The following is a 20,380-nucleotide window of genomic DNA, read 5'->3' as shown; positions in this document are numbered from 1 at the left end:
TTTGGTTCGGTAAAAGGCCGCCCCGTGGATCGGGACGGCCTGAGACCCGTTGAAGATCAGAGATCGAGAACCAGACGTTCCGGATCTTCCAGGCTGTCCTTGACGCGCACCAGGAAGGTCACGGCTTCCTTGCCGTCGACCATGCGGTGGTCATAGGAGAGCGCGAGATACATCATCGGACGGATGACGATCTGGCCGCCGACGACGACCGGGCGCTCCTGGATCTTGTGCATGCCGAGGATGCCGGACTGCGGGGCGTTCAGGATCGGCGAGGACATCAGCGAGCCATAGACGCCGCCGTTCGAGATGGTGAACGTGCCGCCCTGCATGTCGGCCATCGACAGCGCGCCGTCACGAGCGAGCTTGCCGAGGCGGCCGATATCCTTTTCGATTTCGGCAATCGACATCTGGTCGGCATCGCGCACGACGGGAACCACCAGGCCCTTGTCCGTGCCGACGGCGACGCCGATGTGGCAGTAATTCTTGTATATGATATCGGTGCCGTCGATCTCGGCGTTGACGGCCGGCAGTTCCTTCAGTGCGTGCGTCACGGCCTTGGTGAAGAAGCCCATAAAGCCGAGCTTCACGCCATGCTTCTTCTCGAACAGGTCCTTGTAGCGGTTGCGCAGGTCCATGACGGCCGACATGTCCACCTCGTTGTAGGTGGTCAGCATGGCGGCGGTGTTCTGGGCATCCTTGAGGCGCTTGGCGATCGTCTGGCGCAGGCGCGTCATCTTCACGCGCTCTTCGCGCGGCGCATCGGCTTCCGAGGACGCCGCGCGGGCGACGACCTTGACAGGTTCAGCGGCAGCGGCCGGTGTCGAGGCCACGATGCCCTTGGCGACGGCGGCGATGACATCGCCCTTCAGCACCTGGCCGCGCTTGCCGGAACCGTCGACCTGATCGGCCGAGAGGTTGTTTTCGGCAAGCAGCTTGGCGGCAGCCGGCGCGGCCGGCATGGCAGCGGAAGCGGCAGGCTTGGCTTCAGCCGCCGGAGCAGCGGCGACGGCCTTTTCGGCAGCGGCAGGAGCGGCCGCACCGGCGGAGGCGCCTTCGGAGATCTGGCCGAGCAGGCCCCCCGGGGCGACGGTATCGCCGGCATTCGCCGTGATTTCCGAGAGCACGCCGGAGGCGGGTGCCGGCACTTCGATCGTCACCTTGTCGGTTTCGAGCTCACAGAGCGGCTCGTCAGCCTTGATGACGTCGCCGACCTTCTTGAACCAGGTGCCGACGGTGGCTTCGCTGACGGATTCGCCCAGAGTCGGGACGCGGATTTCGGTAGCCATGAGTGTGTTCCGTTCGTTCGTGTCGTGTTGTCAGGCAAACCGGGCGGATCAACCGCCCAGCGCGTCCTCGAGGAAGGCGGCGAGCTGCGCGAGATGCTTCGACATCAGGCCCGTTGCCGGCGATGCGGCAGCCGGACGGCCGGTATAGCGCACGCGCTGGTACTTGGCGTCGATATGGGCGAGCACCCATTCTAGATAGGGGTCGATGAACGCCCAGGCACCCATGTTCTTGGGCTCTTCCTGGCACCACACCATCTCGGCGTTGCGGAAACGCGAGAGCTCGTTGATCAGCGCCTTGGCCGGGAACGGATAGAGCTGTTCCAGACGCAGCAGGTAGACATCGTCGATGCCGCGCTTTTCACGCTCTTCCAGAAGGTCGAAATAGACCTTGCCCGAACACATGACGACGCGGCGGATCTTGGCATCCTTCTGGAGCTTGATCGGACCGTCCTTGATCACTTCGGCATCGTCCCACAGCAGGCGGTGGAACGAGCTTTCGCCGGCCATTTCCGACAGCGAGGAGACCGCACGCTTGTGGCGCAGCAGCGACTTCGGCGTCATCATGATGAGCGGCTTGCGGAAGTCGCGCTTCACCTGACGACGCAGGATGTGGAAGTAGTTCGCCGGCGTCGTGACGTTGGCGACCTGCATGTTGTCTTCGGCGCACATCTGCAGCCAGCGCTCGAGGCGGGCCGACGAGTGTTCCGGACCCTGCCCCTCATAGCCGTGCGGCAACAGGCAGACGAGGCCCGACATGCGCAGCCACTTGCGTTCGCCCGACGAGATGAACTGGTCGAAGACGACCTGCGCACCGTTGGCGAAATCGCCGAACTGGGCTTCCCAAAGGGTGAGCGCGTTCGGGCGGGCCAGTGAATAGCCGTATTCGAAGCCGAGGACCGCCTCTTCCGAGAGCATCGAGTTGATGACCTCGTAGCGGGCCTGGGTCGGCGAGAGGTTGGCGAGCGGGATGTAGCGGTCCTCGGTTTCCTGATCGTAGAGAACCGAATGGCGCTGCGAGAAGGTGCCGCGTTCGCAATCCTGGCCGGATAGGCGGATCTTGGTGCCCTCGACGCAGAGCGTGCCGAAGGCCAGCGCTTCGCCCATCGCCCAGTCGATGCCCTCGCCCGTCTCGACCATCTGCATGCGGTTGTCCATGAACCGCTGGATGGTCTTGTGGGCGCGGAAGCCTTCCGGGATCGTCGCGATCTTGCGGCCGATTTCCTTGAGCTGCTTCATCGGCACCGAGGTCTTGCCGCGGCGCTGTTCATCCTGGTTGTCGGCCGAGCGCAGGCCCGACCAGACACCGTCCAGCCAGTCGGCCTTGTTCGGCTTGTAGGACTGGCCGATCTCGAATTCCGTTTCGAGATTGGCGCGCCAGTCGGCCTTCATCTTCTCGAATTCGCCTTCCGAGATGACGCCTTCGGCGATGAGGCGCGACGCATAGAGGTTGACCACGGTCTTGTGGGCGCGGATCGCCTTGTACATCTTCGGCTGCGTGAACGCCGGTTCGTCGCCTTCGTTATGGCCGAAGCGGCGGTAGCAGAACATGTCGATGACGACAGGCTTGTGGAACTTCATGCGGAATTCGGTGGCGATCTTCGCGGCGTAGACCACCGCTTCCGGATCGTCGCCGTTAATGTGGAAGATCGGCGCCTCGATCATCTTCGCCACGTCGGAGGGATAGGGCGAGGAGCGCGAGAAGGCCGGGTTCGTGGTGAAGCCGATCTGGTTGTTGATGATGACATGCACCGTGCCGGCGACCCGGTGGCCGCGCAGGCCCGAGAGGCCGAGGATTTCAGCCGTCACGCCCTGGCCGGCGAAGGCCGCGTCGCCATGCAGCAGCAGCGGCATGACTTGGGCCCGTTCGGACAGCGGAATGATGTCGCCCTCGAAAACCTTCGCCATCTGGTCCTGCTTGGCGCGGGCCTTGCCCATGACGACAGGATTGACGATTTCGAGATGCGACGGGTTGGCCGTCAGCGACAGGTGCACCTTGTTGCCGTCGAACTCGCGGTCCGAGGAGGCGCCGAGGTGATACTTCACGTCGCCGGAGCCTTCCACTTCATCAGGCGCGTAGGAGCCGCCCTTGAACTCGTGGAAGACGGCGCGGTGCGGCTTGGCCATCACGTTGGTCAGAACGTTGAGGCGGCCGCGATGGGCCATGCCGAGCACGATTTCCTTCAAGCCCAGCTGGCCGCCGCGCTTGATGATCTGTTCCAGCGCCGGGATCAGCGATTCACCGCCGTCGAGGCCGAAGCGCTTGGTGCCCTTGTACTTGACGTCGATAAACTGCTCGAAGCCTTCCGCCTCGATCAGCTTTTGCAGGATCGCCTTCTTGCCCTCGGGCGTGAAGTCGACGCCCTTGTCCGGGCCTTCGATGCGCTCCTGGATCCAGCCCTTCTCTTCCGGGTTGGAGATGTGCATGAATTCGACGCCGATCGTCGAGCAATAGGTGCGCTCGAGGATTTCGACCATTTCGCGCACGGTCGCGTATTCGAGGCCGAGCACGTTGTCGATGAAGATCTTGCGGTCGAGATCCTTGTCCTCGAAACCGTAGTTCGAGGGCGAAAGCTCGTGATAGTCCTCGACGGGTGCGGCAATGCCGAGCGGGTCGAGCTTGGCGTGCAGGTGGCCACGCGCGCGGTAGGCGCGGATCATCATGATGGCGCGCACCGAATCGCGGGTCGCCTGGTTTACGTCGGCCTGATTGACAGGCGCGCCGGTCTTGGCGGCGACGGCCTCGGCCTTCGCCTGCACCTTCTTCTCAAGCACCTTCTCGACGACGCCCCAGTTGCCGTCGAGCGCCGAGACGAGTTCGCCATTGGCCACGATCGGCCAGTTGGCGCGCTGCCAGGAGGCGCCCCTGGCCGCCTTCACGATGTCGGAGGGCTGGTCTTCCAAAGCCTTGAAGAAGGCCTGCCATTCTTCGCCGACCGAGGCGGGATTGGCCTCGTACCGGGCGTAGAGCTGTTCGATATAGGCCGCATTCGCTCCGTCGAGGAAGGAGGTGGCCAGGAATTGTTCGTTGGCGTCTTGCCGTGCCATGGTTTCTTGCGGGCGCCGCGCCCGCCTCCCGAACGATCGTGTTGACCGGGCTCTCCCCGGTTTGCCGCCCGCCGCCAGCCTGTCCGCTCGGCGACGGGAGAGACGGATCGGCCGGCAGAAATGCCGGCCCATCCAGTGTCGTGTCTCAGCCCTTGAGGACTTCGACGAGGGTCTTGCCGAGACGGGCCGGCGAAGGCGAAACGCGGATGCCCGCCGCCTCCATCGCCGCGATCTTGGATTCCGCGTCACCCTTGCCGCCCGAAACGACAGCGCCGGCGTGGCCCATGGTGCGGCCCTTCGGAGCCGTACGGCCCGCGATGAAGCCGGCCATCGGCTTCTTGCGGCCCTTCTTGGCTTCGTCGATGAGGAACTGCGCCGCATCTTCTTCGGCCGAACCGCCGATTTCGCCGATCATGATGATCGAGGTCGTGGCGTCGTCGGCCAGGAACATCTCGAGCACGTCGATGAATTCGGTGCCCTTGACCGGGTCGCCGCCGATGCCGACAGCCGTCGTCTGGCCGAGGCCTTCGTTGGAGGTCTGGAACACGGCTTCATAGGTAAGCGTGCCGGAGCGCGAGACGATACCGACCGAACCCTTGCGGAAGATCGAGCCCGGCATGATGCCGATCTTGCATTCTTCCGGTGTCAGGATGCCGGGGCAGTTGGGCCCGAGCAGGCGCGACTTGGAGCGGTCGAGGCGGGCCTTGACGCGCACCATGTCGGCAACCGGGATGCCTTCGGTGATGCAGGTGATGAACGGGATTTCCGCTTCGATCGCCTCGATGATCGCGTCCGCGGCGCCTGCCGGCGGAACGTAGATCACGGATGCGTCCGCACCGGTCTTTTCGCGGCCTTCGGCAACGGAGGCGAAGATCGGCAGGCTTTCGCCCTTCGAGCCGGTCCAGGTTTCGCCGCCCTTCTTCGGGTGGATGCCGCCGACCATCTGCGTGCCGTAATAGGCGAGCGCCTGTTCGGTGTGGAAGGTCCCGGTCTTGCCGGTCAGGCCCTGAACGAGGACCTTGGTGTTCTTGTTGACGAGAATCGACATGAGGTCTGGTCCTTCCGTTAGCCGTTGATCGCGGCGACGATCTTCTTGGCAGCATCGTCCAGATCGTCGGCGGCGGTGATCGCCAGGCCCGATTCGTTCAGGATCTTCTTGCCAAGTTCGACATTCGTGCCTTCGAGACGAACGACCAGCGGAACCTTGAGGCCCACTTCCTGCACGGCTGCGACGACGCCTTCAGCGATGACGTCGCACTTCATGATGCCACCGAAGATGTTGACGAGGATGCCCTCGACCTTCGGGTCGGCCGTGATGATCTTGAAGGCCGCAGCGACCTTCTCCTTGCCGGCGCCGCCGCCGACGTCGCAGAAGTTCGCCGGCTCCTTGCCGTAAAGCTTGATGATGTCCATCGTCGCCATGGCAAGGCCGGCACCGTTGACCATGCAGCCGATATTGCCGTCGAGCGCCACATAGGCAAGGTCCCACTTGGAGGCCTCGATTTCCTTGGCGTCTTCTTCGGTCTCGTCGCGCAGCGCCTTGATATCGTCGTGGCGGAACAGCGCATTGCCGTCGAACGAGACCTTAGCGTCGAGAACGCGCACGCGGCCGTTCTTCATGACGATCAGCGGGTTGATCTCGAGTAGGCTCATGTCCTTCTCGACAAAGGCCTTGTAGAGGATCGGGAAGAGCTTTTCGGCGTCGGCCTTGGCTTCGCCTTCGAGCTTCAGGGCCGCCGTCAGCTTGGCGAGATCGTCGGCGGTGACACCGGCTTCCGGGTTGATCGCGACGGTGAGGATCTTCTCCGGCGTGTCATGCGCGACGGCCTCGATGTCCATGCCGCCTTCCGTCGAAACGACGAAGGCGACCTGGCCGACGGAGCGGTCGACGAGCAGCGAGAGATAGAGTTCACGGTCGATATCGGCGCCGTCCTCGATATAGAGGCGGTTCACCTGCTTGCCGGCTTCGCCGGTCTGGGCGGTGACGAGCGTGTTGCCGAGCATGTCCTTGGCATGGGCCTTGGCTTCCTCGATCGAGAAAGCCAGGCGAACGCCGCCCTTGGCGTCCGGGCCGAGTTCCTTGAACTTGCCCTTGCCGCGGCCGCCGGCGTGGATCTGGCTCTTGACCACGTAGAGCGGGCCGGGCAGCGACTTCGCAGCCGCTTCAGCCTCGTCGGCGGAGAAGATCGCCACACCTTCGGCGACCGGCGCGCCGAAGCTCTTCAGAAGAGCCTTGGCCTGATATTCATGAATGTTCATGGGGAAAATCCTGTCTGGAAAGCGGGATTACTTCAGCGAAGGCGCGATGTTGATGCAGGCTTCGCAAAGGCCGGCGACCGCCGCGACCGACTTCTCGAAGGCTTCCTGTTCGGCCTTGTTGAACTCGACCTCGATGATGCGCTCGACACCGCCTTCACCGATGATGGTGGGCACGCCGACATACATGTCCTTCACGCCGTACTGGCCGGAAAGGTAGGCAGCGCAGGGCAGAACGCGCTTCTTGTCCTTGAGGTAGGATTCAGCCATTTCGATCGCCGAAGCGGCCGGCGCATAGTAGGCCGAGCCGGTCTTGAGCAGGCCGACGATCTCGGCGCCGCCGTCACGGGTGCGCTGGATGATTTCTTCGAGGCGCTCCTTGGTGACCCAGCCCATCTTGACCAGATCGGTCAGCGGGATGCCGCCAACAGTCGAGTAGCGGGCGAGCGGCACCATCGTGTCGCCGTGGCCGCCGAGAACGAAGGCGGTGACGTCCTGGACGGAGACCTTGAATTCTTCGGAGAGGAAGAGGCGGAAGCGGGCCGAGTCCAGCACGCCGGCCATGCCGACGACCATGTTCTTCGGCAGACCCGAGAACTTCTGCAGCGCCCAGACCATCGCGTCGAGCGGGTTGGTGATGCAGATGACGAAAGCGTTCGGCGCGTACTTCTTGATGCCGGCGCCGACCTGTTCCATGACCTTGAGGTTGATGCCGAGCAGGTCGTCGCGGCTCATGCCGGGCTTGCGGGCAACACCCGCGGTGACGATGCAGACATCGGCGCCTTCGATCGCGGCATAGTCGCTGGCGCCCGTGAGCGAGGCGTTGAAGCCTTCGACCGGCGAGGACTGGGCAATGTCGAGGCCCTTGCCCTGCGGGATACCGTCGGCGATGTCGAAGAGGACGATGTCGCCCAGCTCCTTCAGGCCGGCGAGATGCGCCAGCGTGCCACCGATCATGCCAGAACCAATAAGTGCGATCTTCTTGCGGGCCATGAAAGCTTCCTTTGCTCCGATCAACAGGTCCTCAATGTCGCAATTGCAGGACCTTTCGGCGCAAGGGCTTACGCTTCTAAGGTTAAAATTTCAACACATACTTTTAGGCTGAAGTTTTTCAATCGGTTAGATGCAAAAATTCTTACGTAAACGTAAGAATTACCGTCACGCTTTCGTCACGTCTCTGCTGTAAAGGAGCCGCATCAAGTCCCGTATCGTGCATTGTGATCTGCCAGATATTCCGTGCTGCGGATCTCGATCAGGCGCGACACCGTGCGGTCGAATTCGAAGCCTTCGGTGCCCTTGCGGGTGACGAGCAGGTTTTCGGGTGCCGCCGCCGCAGAGGCGAAAAGCCGCGCGCGATGATCGTAGATCGTATCGACGAGATTGATGAAACGCTTGGTCTCGTTGCGTTTTTCGGCACCCAGCAGCGGAACGTGATCGACGAAGAGCGTGTCGTAATGCGCGAGGATTTCGAGATAGTCGGCCGCAGCGAGCGGCTTCTCGCAGAGATCGGCGAAGGAGAAGCGTGCAACCCGCCCCGCCGCCTGCGGCACCGCAATGCTGCGCCCCCGGAAGGCGATGGTCGCCGGCGCGACGGCCTTGCCCGACGTCTCGCGCAGCCAGGCGGCATTCATCGCCCTATCGGCCTCGTCACCGAGCGGATGGCGAAAGACCGGCAGGCCGCTATCCTTCTCCATGCGGTAGTCCGTCAGGGAATCCAGTGGAACGATCTCGACATACTGCTTGAGCAAATCGACGAAGGGCAGGAAAAGGCCTCGGTTGAGACCATCCTTGTAGAGATTGTCGGGCTCGACATTCGATGTCGCGACAAGGATGCAGCCACGCTGGAACAGTTCGCCAAAGAGCCGCGACAGGATCATCGCATCGGCGATATCGGTCACGGAAAACTCGTCGAAGCAGAGAAGCCGCGCTTCCGCGACAAGGCTTTCGGCGACCGGCGGCACGGGATCGGCCTGCTTGGTCTCGCCGGCCTTCAGCTTCTGGCGGTGCTTGTGGATGCGGTCGTGCACATCGGCCATGAATTCATGAAAATGCGCCCGCCGCTTGCGCTTCACCCGCGCCAGTTCGAAGAACATGTCCATCAGCATGGTCTTGCCGCGCCCGACACCACCATAGAGGTAGAGCCCCTTGGGAGCGCTGACGCTCTCGGGCTTGCGCGACGCGAACAGCCAGCCCAGCGCGCTCGATTTGCGTGCCGGACGCTGGGCATGGAGATCCTGCAGCAGGCGGTCGAAGCGCGCGGCCATGGCCTTCTGCGCCGAATCCGGTTTCAGCTCTCCACTGGCGACAAGGGCTTGCAGCCTATCCGAGACGCCCTTGTCCGGATGCGTAGACCCGCTGTCCCAGTTCTTGCCCATGGACGGCTTTTATCCGTGTCGTCTGAAAATGCGGATCAACGCGAAAGGCTGACGGGCTGGCCCGAATTGGTCGTGCCGCGGAACTGGGTGTCCGCCGTCTTGTAGAGGCGTGCGATCGGGCTGCCGTTGCGGTCCTTCAGCACGACCTGCTTACCGGCGACCTCCCAGGACCCCATTGCGGTCAGCTCGCCCGCGCAGCCGCGCGTGCCGCCGCGCGAACCGCTGCCGAGGTTGGTCAGCGTCAGGAACATGTCGCAGGAGGACGCACCGTTGGCGACCTTCCAGTTGCCGACCATGCCTTCCTTCTTGACCTCGAGACCCGCTGCCGCAGCAGCCGTATCGCCGGCGACGCCGGTGCCCGTCGCCATCGCCGTATCGGTCGTCGGCTTGTCGGGGAACTGGCCGGAGGTGTCGGTCGTCGGATCCGGCAGTTGGCTCGAAGAGACAGTCCCGATCGGCTGCGCTTCCAGCGGCTGGATGTTCTGCTGCGTATTGACGCTGTCCATCGACGCGGTCCGCTGGCAACCCGCCAGAGCAAGCGCCATCATCAGTCCGCCTGCCACATGTACAATCCGCATGTCGAAACTCCCGATATCTGCCCGATACTGCTGCCCTGCAGCATTTCCCGCCGAATTAACGTGAATCGCCCGCACGAATCAAGACGAAACGGCCCGATTGTTCGAGCCGCCTCCTCACGTTTCGTGACTGTCGCATATGTAGGTCAGAGACGGCGCTCGACCAGCATCTTCTTGATTTCACCGATCGCCTTGGCCGGGTTGAGCCCCTTCGGGCAGGCCTGGGCGCAGTTCATGATCGTGTGGCAGCGATAGAGACGGAAAGGATCCTCGAGGTTGTCGAGGCGCTCACCCGTGGCTTCGTCGCGGCTGTCGATCAGCCAGCGATAGGCCTGCAGCAGCACGGCCGGGCCGAGATAACGGTCGCCGTTCCACCAATAGCTCGGACAGGAGGTCGAGCAGCAGGCGCACAGGATGCACTCGTAGAGACCGTCGAGCTTGAGGCGATCCTCATGGCTCTGCTTCCACTCCTTGGCCGGCGTCGGCGAGACCGTCTTCAGCCACGGCTCGATCGAGCGGTGCTGCGCGTAGAAATTGGTCAGATCAGGCACAAGGTCCTTGACGACCGGCATGTGCGGCAGCGGATAGACCTTCACGGTCCCCTTCACCTCGTCCATGCCCTTGGTGCAGGCGAGCGTGTTGGTGCCGTCGATGTTCATGGCGCAGGAGCCGCAGATGCCTTCGCGGCAGGAGCGGCGCAGCGTCAGCGTCGGGTCGATCTTGTTCTTGATGTAGAGCAGCGCGTCGAGCACCATCGGACCGCAATCATCGACATCGATATAAAACGTGTCGACCGACGGGTTCTTCCCGTCATCCGGGTTCCAGCGATAGATGCGGAACTCGCGGGTATTCGTGGCCCCGGCCGGCTTCGGCCAGACCTTGCCTTCGGTCATCTGCGAGTTTTTCGGGAGAGCGAGTTCAACCATGTCCTGTTCTCCTCGATATCAATAGACGCGCGCCTTGGGCGCGATCTTCTGGGGATCGATCCCGTCGGCGATGAGGTCGGTGTGCACGGGGCGGTAGTCGAGCTTGACGTCGCCCGCTTCGTTCACCCAGGCGAGCGTATGCTTGCGCCAGTTGACGTCGTCGCGGCCGGCGAAGGGGCCGTCGACATAGTCCTCGCGGGCATGCGAGCCGCGGCTTTCCTTGCGGGCCTCGGCGCCGTAAACCGTCGTGATGGCGTTGGCCATCAGGTTTTCCAGCTCCAGCGTCTCGACGAGGTCGGAATTCCAGACCATCGAGCGGTCGGTGACCTTGATGTCGGGCAGTTCCTTCCAGATCGCGGTCATGCGGCGGCAGCCGCTTTCGAGCGATTCCTGGGTGCGGAATACGGCCGCGTCGTCCTGCATGGTGCGCTGCATCTTGTCGCGCAGGATGGCCGTCGGCGTACCGCCATTGGCGTTCCTGAGGCGATCGAAGCGGTCCATGATCTTGTCGCAGGCGGCGATATCGAGCGCCGGGATCGGGCCGACGCGGTCGATCACCTGGCCGGCGCGGATGGCGGCGGCGCGGCCGAAGACCACGAGGTCGATCAGCGAGTTCGAACCGAGGCGGTTTGCGCCATGCACCGAGGCGCAGCCGGCTTCGCCCACGGCCATCAGACCGGGCGCGATGCGCTCCGGGTTCTGGCTGTCGGCGTTCAGCACTTCGCCCCAGTAGTTCGTCGGAATGCCGCCCATGTTGTAATGCACGGTCGGCAGGACCGGGATCGGCTCGCGCGTCACGTCGACGCCGGCAAAGATCTTGGCGCTCTCGGAAATGCCCGGCAGGCGCTCGTGCAGAACGGCCGGATCGAGATGGTCGAGATGCAGGAAGATGTGGTCCTTGTTCTTGCCGACGCCGCGGCCTTCGCGGATTTCCATCGTCATGCAGCGCGAGACGACGTCGCGGGACGCGAGGTCCTTCGCCGACGGTGCATAACGCTCCATAAAGCGCTCGCCCTCGGAATTGACCAGATAGCCGCCTTCGCCGCGGGCACCCTCGGTGATGAGGCAGCCGGCGCCGTAGATGCCCGTCGGATGGAACTGCACGAATTCCATGTCCTGCAGCGGCAGGCCGGCGCGGGCGATCATGCCGCCGCCGTCACCGGTGCAGGTGTGGGCGGAGGTCGCCGAGAAATAGGCGCGGCCGTAGCCGCCGGTCGCCAGAACCACCATCTTGGCGGCGAAGCGGTGGATCGTGCCGTCATCGAGATTCCAGGCGACGACGCCGGTGCAGCGGCCATCGGCCGACATGATCAGATCGAGCGCGAAATACTCGATGAAGAATTCTGCATTGTTGCGCAGCGACTGGCCGTAGAGCGTGTGCAGGATGGCGTGGCCGGTACGGTCGGCGGCAGCGCAGGTGCGCTGCACCGGCGGGCCTTCACCGTAGTTCTGCATGTGGCCGCCGAACGGGCGCTGGTAGATCTTGCCCTCGGCATTGCGCGAGAAGGGCACGCCGTAATGCTCCAGCTCATAGACCGCCTTCGGCGCTTCCATGGCGAGATACTGCATGGCGTCGACGTCGCCGAGCCAGTCGGAGCCCTTGACGGTGTCGTAGAGGTGCCACTGCCAGCTATCCGGCGTCATGTTCTGCAGCGAGGCCGCGATGCCGCCCTGGGCGGCGACGGTGTGCGAACGCGTCGGGAAAACCTTAGTGATGCAGGCCGTCTTGAGGCCCTGCTCGGCCATGCCGAGCGTGGCGCGCAGACCCGCACCGCCGGCGCCGACGACGATCACGTCGAAGGAGTGGTCCACATAGGTATAGGCCTTGCCGTTGGCCGCCGGGGAGGAGATCGCTGCCATGATGGATTATCCTGCGAAAGCGATTTTGAGGACGGCGAAAAGACAGAGCCCGCCGACCAGAACCGCGAAGAAGGTGTTGAGCATGAGGAGACCGATCTTCACGCCTTCCGCATGCACGTAGTCCTCGATGATGACCTGCATGCCGAGCTTCATGTGAATGAGGCCGGAGATGACGACGAGGCCCATGAGGACGGCGACGATCGGGTGCGAAAGGGCTGCGGTGACTTCCGCATAGGAAGCGCCGTTGTAGCGGACGAGGAAGCCGACGAAAAACAGCATGAGCGGAACGTTGGCGACGGCCGTCAGGCGCTGGCGCCAGAAATGCTCCGTGCCGTCCTTTGCCGAGCCGAGACCACGAACCTTGCCGAGGGGAGTGCGCATGTCCATGGATGTTTCCTCAGCGGACCAGATAGCCGACGATCCAGATCAGCACCGTCAGGGCGACGGAGACGATCGGGGTTGCGATGGCGAGTTTGGTGTTGAAGTGCTTCTCGTAGCCGCGGCCCATGTCCCACATGAAGTGGCGAAGGCCGCCGAGCATATGGTGCATCAGCGCCCAGGTGTAGCCGAACAGCACGAGGCGGCCGATCAGCGAACCGAAGAGCCAGCTGGCCCATTCGAAGGACGCCTCGCCCGAGGCGGCCGCGATCAACCAGAAGGCGACGAGCACGGTGCCGAAATACAGCGCCGCACCGGTGATGCGGTGCACGATGGACATGACCATCGTCGGGATCGGTTTATAGACTTGGAGATGCGGCGAGAGCGGCCGGCTTCGAGTGACATTCGCCATCTGAACCTCACGGAACCCCGGAGAGCCAAAAACTGGACAAATTTTCTCCGGAATTGCAGTATGTTGTGCACAATGCAGTGATTGCGACACTTACTCACCAGAAAGCGGAACCACAAGCCTCATTGCAGTGCAAAATGAATTTAATCGATTAAGAAGCGGACAGGGTTTGCACCATTTCAGGACGCTTTTCCCGCATTAACGATATCGGCAAAATTCGCAGGGAAATCCGTGACTTTCGCCGCCCCCTGCCCCATCTTGGCGTTAACGATTTGTTAAGCGTTTATCGGAAGGCAGGACAGAATGACTCTGTTTTCAGCGTCCCATGCGACCAAAGTTCTAGGACTGGCGATCGCCCTTGCAACGAGCGGCATGACGGCCGCCCATGCCGGCGGCAACAGGGACGGCCTCGGCTGGTCCGAACCCAATATCGAAGCCCGCACCATCACGCGACGCGACCGCGAGCGCCATTACCGCGAGGCCTGGCGGCACCGGGGCCGTGAAGACCGCGGCTCGCGCTATTCCGAGCGTCGCCGCGAGCATCGCGGCTGGCGTGGCGGCGACTTCTACGGCGGGGCGATCACCGCCTATCGCGACCGGGGCAACGGCACCTATTTCTACATCGACAACGACGATTATTTCGGCGACGTGATCGACGCGCCGCGCTACAGCCGTGGCGGACCGAAAGTCATCCAGGTCGTGCCGGGGCAGAACGACTGCTCCTGGGAAATGGGCGTCTGCGTCATCCGGCCCAATTTTTGATCCGGAAATCCTGAACGCAAGGCAGTTTCAGCCAGCTGCCGGAATGGCCTTGAACCGCCAGACAGTGGTCTTCTTGACTTCGCTGTCCTCAAGCGCCCGCGTCACCGGCACCGAATAGGTCGCGAGCGCTTCCATGCGCTCGCGCGGGCAATAGGCGCGGCCGGGATCGCCGACGAGCACCGTAGCACCACGCGCCGCAAGCCTTGAGAACCACGGGATCAGGACGTCGGCAAAGCCGCGATCGTAAAAAACGTCACCGGCCAGCACCACGTCCCAGCCGTCATCGCGACCAACCATGTCCTCGACCGTATTGCTCAGCGACACATCGTTGAGCGCAGCGTTCAGCCGGATCGCCGTCTCGCTCCAGGGGTCGATATCCGCCGCAAGCACCGCCGATGCGCCGGCTATGCGCGCCGCAATACCGACGAGACCGGAGCCACTAGCAAAATCCAGCACGGATCTGCCGGCAACCAGCTCTCGATGATCGAGCACATGGCGGGCAAGCCCCTGCCCGCCCGCCCACGCGAATGCCCAGAAGGGTGGCGGCAGGCCGATATCTTCCAGTTCTTCCTCCGTCTTCAGCCACAGGTCATGCGCCTCGGTCGCCAGCCGGAGTTTTATCTCCGGCACATGCGGCGGGGTGAGCACGCCCGTATTGTCCCGGATGAAGATTTCGGGGTCGGTCTTCAAGACTTCAGCGCGGCGGGTTGTCGAGACCGCCCATGCGGCAGACCTCGATCCACTCCTCCTCGGTCACCGGCTGCACCGAGAGGCGCATGGAGGTGACGAGCGACATGTTGGACAGCTTCGGGTTGGCCTTGATGTCCTTCAGCGACACGGGCTTGGGCATGTCGCGCACGGCGCGGATATCGACGCAGTCCCAGCGCGGATCCTCACCGGCCGTCGTGTCCGGGTGCGACAGCGCGCAGACTTCCGTGATGCCGACGATGTCGAGCCCCTCGTTGGAGTGGTAGAAGAAGCCCTTGTCGCCGATCTTCATGGCCCGCATGTTGTTGCGCGCGAGATAGTTGCGCACGCCCGTCCATTCGGTGCCCGCCTCGCCGGCGTCCTTCTGCATCTGCCAGGACCACTTGAAGGGTTCGGACTTGTAGAGCCAGAATGCCATTTCCGCTTATGCCTCCGGATTGTTGAAGACCCAGTTCCAGGCCTTCACCTCGACGGAGGCGAACAGGCCGGCCTTGGCATAGGGATCGCTTGCCGCGATCTGCCGCGCCTCTTCGATCGTCTCGGCCTTCACCACGACGAGGCTGCCGGTCGGCTTGGTGTCGTCACCGAGGAAGGGCCCGGCGAAGGTAAGCTTTCCGGCGGCATTGAGATCGTTCAGATAGGCGACGTGGTCCGGGCGCGTGTCCATGCGCACCTGAAGCGCACCGGGCTTGTCCTGGCAGATGAATGCGAAAAGCATGAAGCGATCCTTCCTTGTCATTCCTGGGTGATCGGGCGCGTCATCAGCTGCCCGATGGCGGTTTTCACGTCGAGCGTGCCATCGATGATACGGGCGACCGCGTCGGTGATCGGCATGTCGATGCCTCTTTCCGCCGCCACACCTGACGCAACAGAGGCGGCGAAGGCACCTTCCACGAGATCGCCGGACCAACCGGCCGCCGTGCCGTTGCGGCCGAGCGCGATGCCGAAGCGCAGATTGCGCGACTGGTGGCTGGTGCCGGTCAGGACGAGGTCGCCGAGGCCGGAAAGCCCGGTAATGGTGATCCCCTCGCCGCCATGCGCCTCGACGAAGCGCGACAGTTCCGCAAGCCCGCGCGAAATCAGCGCCGCCCGCGCCGAATCGCCAAGCTCAGCGCCTTCGATGATACCGCAGGCAATGGCCAGAACGTTCTTCAAGGCGCCCCCAAGCTGCACGCCGATCCGGTCCGTCGAGGGATAAAGCCGGAAGGTCGGGCCGGAGAGCGCCTGCGCGAGCGCGGCACCGATCTCGGCGGAGCGCGCCGCAACGACCATCGCCGTCGGCAGGCCCTTCGCGATATCGGCGGCAAAACCGGGACCGGAGAGCACGGCGACCTCGCGGCCAGGCAATTCCTCTTCCAGCACCTCGGTCAGCAGACGGCCGGTGCCCTTTTCCATGCCCTTGGCGCAGATGACCACCGCCGTGCCCGGCGCCAGAAGCGGCGCGAGCTGGCGCGCGGCGTCACGCTGCGCCTGCGAGGGCATGGCGAACAGCACGATGCCCGCGCCGCGAATGCATTCCACATCGGCGCTGAAGCCGAGCGTTGCCGGCAGATCGATGCCCGGCAGCGCCTTTTCGTTGCGTCGCGTCGCCCGCATGGCTTCGACGGCAGCGGCATCGCGGCCGATCAGCGTGACATCGCCGCCGCTGGCGGCCGCAACACTTGCCAGCGCCGTACCGAAGGCGCCGGCGCCGACCACGGCGATACGCTTCGAGATCGTCATGCCTTGGCTCCCCGCTTGCCGGATCCGAGTAGGGTCGCCGCTTGTTTGTCGAGCGGCCAGCGCGAGCGCGGCGCCACGGCGAGATCGTCAGGCGCCAACCCGGCGGCCATGCGCTCCAGGCCCGCCCAGGCGATCATCGCGGCATTGTCCGTGCAGAGTGCGAGCGGCGGGGCGATGAAATGGAAGCGGTTCTTGTCGCAGAGCGCCTGCAACGTCGCGCGCAGTTCCGCATTCGCCGCAACACCGCCGGCAACGACCAGCGCGGGCGTCGCCACATCGGGATAGAGCGCACGAAACCGCTCCAGACCGCGGCCGATGCGGTCCTTCAGCGTGCGCGAGACGGCGCGCTGGAAGGAGGCGCAGATATCGGCGATATCCTCATCTGTCACCGGCTCGATCGACTGCGCCGCCTGGCGCACCGCCGTCTTGAGACCGGAGAAGGAGAAATCGAGCCGCGCCTCGCCGACCAGCGGGCGCGGGAAGGTGAAGCGTTCCGGATTGCCCGTCTTCGCCATGCGCTCCACGGCCGGACCGCCCGGATAGGGCAGCCCGAGCAGCTTGGCCGTCTTGTCGAAGGCTTCGCCGAGCGCATCGTCGATGGTGGTGCCCCAGCGCTCGTAATCGTCGACGCCGCGGATCAGCACGAGCTGCGTATGTCCGCCGGAAACGAGCAGCATCAGATAGGGGAATGAGAGCCCATCGGTCAGCCGTGCCGTCAGCGCGTGTCCCTCGAGATGGTTGACGGCGTAGAGCGGCTTTCCGGTCGCCCGCGCGATCGCCTTGCCGGTCATCAGGCCGACGATGAGACCGCCGATCAGCCCCGGCCCGCTCGTTGCGGCAATGGCATCGACATCCGCAAGCGACTTGCCGGCCCGCAGAAGCGCTTCGGAAATCAGGCTGTCCAGCGCTTCCACATGGGCGCGGGCCGCAATCTCCGGCACCACGCCGCCATAGGCGCTGTGCTCTTCGAGTTGGCTCAGCACCACCTCGCCGAGGATCTCACCCCGGCCATCCGCATCGCGCAGGACCACGGCGGCGGCGGTCTCGTCGCAGCTCGTTTCGATGCCGAGAATGGTCAAGTGGGACGACATGAAGCACTAGGATTGATTGCGATGGGCCGGAAAGCCGGTTACGAGACATCCCGGTAACAATGGATCAAGGCGGATGCAAACAAAACCTTTCAGGATCGGCACCCGGGGCAGCCCGCTGGCGCTCGCCCAGGCCTACGAGACCCGTTCACGCCTGATGGCCGCGCACGGCCTGCCAGAGGATAGGTTCGAAATCGTCGTGCTCTCGACGAAGGGCGACCGCATCACCGACCGTTCGCTGGCGCTGATCGGCGGCAAGGGCCTGTTCACCGAGGAAATCGAGGCGCAGCTATCGACCGGCGAGCTCGACTTCGCCGTGCACTCTTCCAAGGACATGCCGACCAAGCTGCCCGAGGGCCTGCACCTCTCCGCCTACCTGCCGCGCGAGGACATCCGCGACGCCTTCATCGGCCGCACCGCGAAGCGCCTCATCGACCTGCCGCAGGGCGCCACCGTCGGCTCGGCCTCGCTACGCCGCCAGGCCCTCATCCGCCGGCTCCGGCCTGATATCAACGTCATCGTCTTCCGCGGCCAGGTCGATACCCGCCTCGGCAAGCTCGCCGCCGGCGAGGCGGATGCTACCCTACTCGCCTATGCCGGCCTGAAGCGCCTCGGCAAACTCGACGTGCCGACCGAACTTCTCGATCCCGTCTCCTTCCCGCCGGCCCCGGCGCAAGGCGCGATCTGCATCGAAAGCCGCATCGACGACGACCGCATCAACGGCCTGCTTGCCGCCATCGACGACCGCGCGACCCGCGCTGCCGTCTCCTGCGAACGCGGCTTCCTCGCCACGCTCGACGGTTCCTGTCGCACGCCGATCGCCGGCTATGCGACGGTCGAAGGCGATCATCTCCAGTTCCGCGGCATGATCCTGACGCCCGACGGCAGCCAATTCCACGAAATCGAAACGAGCGGTGCAGCCGATAGCGCCGCAGACCTCGGCGAAGCGGCGGGGCAGGCGATCCGCGCGAGAGCGGGAGCGGGTTTCTTCGAAAGCTGGGGCTGATCCTTGCGCGTTCTCGTCACCAGGCCGGCGCCCGCCGCCGCCCGCACCGCGCGAAAACTCGCCGCCCTCGGCCACGAGGCGGTCACGATGCCGCTGTCCGAAGCCGAACACGATATCGAAGCCGCCCGCGCTGCTTTGGCGGAGCGCCATTCGGCGATCGCCATCACCAGCGCGGAAGTGGCGCGCCTCGTCGGCAAGATCGGCCCGGCGCTCGACCGGCATTTTCTGACCACCGTCTTCTCCGTCGGCGAGGCTTCCGCCCAGGCGGCGGAGGAAGCGGGTTTCCGCACGGTCCTGACACCTGGCGGCGACGGCAAGGACCTCGCCAATATGATCGTCGACCATTGCCGGGATTTCGGCATGCCGGCCGAACCGATCCTCTATCTCGCCGGACATCCGCGCGCTGCCGGTTTCGAAACCCGGCTCAACGCAGCCGGCATTCCGCTGCGCACCGTCGAATGCTACCGCATGGTGCCGCTCGTCCCCAGGCGCACGGAGGTCGAAGCCCTGCTCAAGCCGGTGCCGGATGCCGTGCTGCTCTATTCGCGCGAAACGGCCCGCACCTTCTTCGAACTCTCGCCGCTGATGGAAACGCCGGAGCGTTTTCTCTCCACGCTGATGCTCTGCATGAGCGCCAATGTCGCCAAGGCCGTGCCGCAGCGCTTCACCGCGCTCACCGTCATCGCCTCGGCGCCGAACGAGGAAAGCCTGCTCGATCTCCTCTAGGTACTCGCGATGATGGATGAAATTGCCGCAAGGGTCTTTCCCTCGCTGTCTTCGCTGTCTAGGTTTAGTGCAATGCACATGAACGCGAGGAGATCGCCATGGAACCGGAAACCCCGTCTCGCCGCAACAAGGCCGGCGACGAACCCGTGACGATCGATCTCGAAGCGGTTCCCGCCTCCGCCGACACCGAAGCGCTCGCCGCCGAAGAGAAGGCGGAAGCAGATGCCGTGACGGCGGACACGACCGAGACTGCAACGCCGGAAGCCGCCGCTGCGGAACCGGAACTCCAGGAAACCCCGGAAGAAAAGCCGGAGCCGGTCGAACCGGCCCGCCCGGCCTATGAGGAACCGGTCTTCACCCAGACCGCCCCGGAGCCGCGTCGCGGCAATGCCGGCCCGCTTGCCGCCGGCATTCTCGGCGGCCTGATCGCCCTTCTCGGCGCCGGCAGCCTGCAATATGGCGGCTACCTGCCCGCGCTGGGCCCGGATCGTGTCGGCGACACCGGCGCGCTTGCCGGTCTCTCCAATGAGGTCGAGGCCCTGAAGACGCGCCTTGCTGACACGCCGGCGGCCAGCCCCGTCGATCTCCAGCCAATCGAAACCCGCATCGCCGCTCTCGAAAAGGGCACCGGTGACGGCGGCGGCGCGACGGCCGGCAACCCGGAGGCGGTGAGCAAGCTCGAAGGCGACGTGACCCGCCTGAACACCGAGCTTACGGCGCTGCGCGAGGCCATCGCGCGCACGACCGAAGCCGTCAGCTCGACGGAAAGCCAGCTTACGGAGCGTATCGCCGCCGCCGAGCAGAAGCTCGACGAACCGCGCAGCGACGTCGAAATGGCCCGTGCCGTGGCCGCAAGCGCGCTGAAAACCGCAATCGATCGTGGTGGCCCCTACCTTGCCGAGCTCGAAGCCTTCGCCAGCATCGCACCCGACGATCCGTCCGTGGCGGGCCTGCACGAGCACGCCGCCATCGGCGTCGCCTCGCGCTCCGATCTCGTGCGTGATTTCCAGCCGACGGCCGATGTCATTCTCGACGCCGTGCACCAGCCGGACGGCGACCAGGGCATTTTCAACCGCCTGATGTCGAGCGCCACCTCGGCCATCCGCGTGCGGCCCGTCGGCAGCATCGAAGGCGACACGCCGGAAGCCGTCGTCGCGCGCATTGAGAACAAGCTGCAGAACGGCGATTTCAAGGGCGCCCAGATCGAATGGCAGACCCTGCCGGAAGCGGGACAGGCCGCGGCGGCAGAGTACAAGCG

At 64.3% G+C, this 20,380-nt stretch carries 20 protein-coding genes; 4 read left to right on the top strand and 16 right to left on the bottom strand.

Annotated elements, in window-relative coordinates; genetic code table 11:
- Positions 1 to 56: 56 nt before the first annotated feature.
- The 11 genes from odhB to sdhC all read right to left on the bottom strand — a co-directional run bounded on the left by odhB (position 57) and on the right by sdhC (position 13,113).
- Positions 57 to 1,286, bottom strand: coding sequence for a 2-oxoglutarate dehydrogenase complex dihydrolipoyllysine-residue succinyltransferase (odhB, locus tag ACOZK4_RS26620; protein ID WP_421594656.1), 1,230 nt, complete (start codon positions 1,284 to 1,286; stop codon positions 57 to 59).
- Positions 1,287 to 1,334: 48 nt separating this feature from the next.
- Positions 1,335 to 4,331, bottom strand: a complete 2,997-nt coding sequence (locus ACOZK4_RS26615; protein ID WP_421594655.1) for a 2-oxoglutarate dehydrogenase E1 component — start codon at positions 4,329 to 4,331, stop codon at positions 1,335 to 1,337.
- Between the two features lie 145 nt (positions 4,332 to 4,476).
- Complete coding sequence (gene sucD / locus ACOZK4_RS26610; protein WP_298106038.1) at positions 4,477 to 5,379, bottom strand: succinate--CoA ligase subunit alpha; 903 nt, start codon at positions 5,377 to 5,379, stop codon at positions 4,477 to 4,479.
- A 17-nt stretch (positions 5,380 to 5,396) separates the two neighbouring features.
- The gene (sucC, locus tag ACOZK4_RS26605; protein ID WP_421594654.1) at positions 5,397 to 6,590 is read right to left on the bottom strand and encodes an ADP-forming succinate--CoA ligase subunit beta; all 1,194 of its coding nucleotides are present in this window, start codon (positions 6,588 to 6,590) and stop codon (positions 5,397 to 5,399) included.
- Between the two features lie 27 nt (positions 6,591 to 6,617).
- A complete protein-coding gene (gene mdh, locus ACOZK4_RS26600) occupies positions 6,618 to 7,580 on the bottom strand; it encodes a malate dehydrogenase (RefSeq protein ID WP_117371244.1) in 963 nt (320 codons plus the stop codon).
- A gap of 203 nt (positions 7,581 to 7,783) precedes the next feature.
- The gene (gene zapE / locus ACOZK4_RS26595; RefSeq protein ID WP_421594653.1) at positions 7,784 to 8,962 is read right to left on the bottom strand and encodes a cell division protein ZapE; all 1,179 of its coding nucleotides are present in this window, start codon (positions 8,960 to 8,962) and stop codon (positions 7,784 to 7,786) included.
- 35 nt (positions 8,963 to 8,997) lie between these two features.
- Positions 8,998 to 9,540: a protease inhibitor Inh/omp19 family protein gene (locus ACOZK4_RS26590; protein WP_313527921.1), complete on the bottom strand. Its 543-nt coding sequence runs from the start codon at positions 9,538 to 9,540 to the stop codon at positions 8,998 to 9,000.
- 143 nt (positions 9,541 to 9,683) lie between these two features.
- Positions 9,684 to 10,463: a succinate dehydrogenase iron-sulfur subunit gene (locus ACOZK4_RS26585; protein ID WP_313527923.1), complete on the bottom strand. Its 780-nt coding sequence runs from the start codon at positions 10,461 to 10,463 to the stop codon at positions 9,684 to 9,686.
- A gap of 18 nt (positions 10,464 to 10,481) precedes the next feature.
- A complete protein-coding gene (gene sdhA, locus ACOZK4_RS26580; RefSeq protein WP_313527925.1) occupies positions 10,482 to 12,323 on the bottom strand; it encodes a succinate dehydrogenase flavoprotein subunit in 1,842 nt (613 codons plus the stop codon).
- 6 nt (positions 12,324 to 12,329) lie between these two features.
- Positions 12,330 to 12,710, bottom strand: coding sequence for a succinate dehydrogenase, hydrophobic membrane anchor protein (sdhD, locus tag ACOZK4_RS26575; protein WP_421594652.1), 381 nt, complete (start codon positions 12,708 to 12,710; stop codon positions 12,330 to 12,332).
- A gap of 10 nt (positions 12,711 to 12,720) precedes the next feature.
- Positions 12,721 to 13,113, bottom strand: coding sequence for a succinate dehydrogenase, cytochrome b556 subunit (gene sdhC / locus ACOZK4_RS26570; protein WP_421594651.1), 393 nt, complete (start codon positions 13,111 to 13,113; stop codon positions 12,721 to 12,723).
- Positions 13,114 to 13,413: 300 nt separating this feature from the next.
- Here sdhC and ACOZK4_RS26565 point away from each other — a divergent pair, with 300 nt between their 5' ends.
- Positions 13,414 to 13,872 carry a hypothetical protein gene (locus tag ACOZK4_RS26565; protein WP_421594650.1) on the top strand — a complete coding sequence of 153 codons (459 nt, stop codon included), beginning with the start codon at positions 13,414 to 13,416 and terminating at the stop codon, positions 13,870 to 13,872.
- Positions 13,873 to 13,899: 27 nt separating this feature from the next.
- Here the strand turns inward: ACOZK4_RS26565 and ACOZK4_RS26560 are convergent, their stop codons facing one another.
- The 5 genes from ACOZK4_RS26560 to tsaD are packed head-to-tail and all read right to left on the bottom strand — an operon-like array spanning position 13,900 to position 17,393.
- A complete protein-coding gene (locus ACOZK4_RS26560; protein ID WP_421594649.1) occupies positions 13,900 to 14,562 on the bottom strand; it encodes a class I SAM-dependent methyltransferase in 663 nt (220 codons plus the stop codon).
- A gap of 4 nt (positions 14,563 to 14,566) precedes the next feature.
- Positions 14,567 to 14,998: an EVE domain-containing protein gene (locus tag ACOZK4_RS26555; RefSeq protein WP_313527935.1), complete on the bottom strand. Its 432-nt coding sequence runs from the start codon at positions 14,996 to 14,998 to the stop codon at positions 14,567 to 14,569.
- A gap of 6 nt (positions 14,999 to 15,004) precedes the next feature.
- Positions 15,005 to 15,298, bottom strand: coding sequence for a YciI-like protein (locus ACOZK4_RS26550; protein ID WP_313527937.1), 294 nt, complete (start codon positions 15,296 to 15,298; stop codon positions 15,005 to 15,007).
- Between the two features lie 17 nt (positions 15,299 to 15,315).
- Entirely contained in the window at positions 15,316 to 16,296 is a 981-nt protein-coding gene (locus ACOZK4_RS26545) for an NAD(P)H-dependent glycerol-3-phosphate dehydrogenase (RefSeq protein WP_421594668.1), read from the bottom strand.
- A 2-nt stretch (positions 16,297 to 16,298) separates the two neighbouring features.
- On the bottom strand, positions 16,299 to 17,393 hold the full coding sequence (tsaD, locus tag ACOZK4_RS26540) for a tRNA (adenosine(37)-N6)-threonylcarbamoyltransferase complex transferase subunit TsaD (protein WP_421594648.1): 1,095 nt from the start codon (positions 17,391 to 17,393) through the stop codon (positions 16,299 to 16,301).
- Between the two features lie 73 nt (positions 17,394 to 17,466).
- On the opposite strand from tsaD, the gene hemC reads away from it, so the two are divergent.
- From hemC to ACOZK4_RS26525, 3 genes are all read left to right on the top strand, one after another.
- A complete protein-coding gene (gene hemC / locus ACOZK4_RS26535; protein WP_421594647.1) occupies positions 17,467 to 18,396 on the top strand; it encodes a hydroxymethylbilane synthase in 930 nt (309 codons plus the stop codon).
- Between the two features lie 3 nt (positions 18,397 to 18,399).
- Positions 18,400 to 19,122: a uroporphyrinogen-III synthase gene (locus ACOZK4_RS26530; protein WP_421594646.1), complete on the top strand. Its 723-nt coding sequence runs from the start codon at positions 18,400 to 18,402 to the stop codon at positions 19,120 to 19,122.
- Positions 19,123 to 19,220: 98 nt separating this feature from the next.
- Positions 19,221 to 20,380 (top strand): COG4223 family protein (locus tag ACOZK4_RS26525; RefSeq protein ID WP_421594645.1); only part of this gene is annotated, 1,160 nt, incomplete at its 3' end.

It is taken from the genome of Shinella sp. M27 (genome assembly GCF_049199905.1).
Classification (GTDB): Bacteria; Pseudomonadota; Alphaproteobacteria; order Rhizobiales; family Rhizobiaceae; genus Shinella.
Note: the sequence above shows the minus strand (reverse complement) of the source record. Positions and strands in the feature narration are given on the sequence as shown.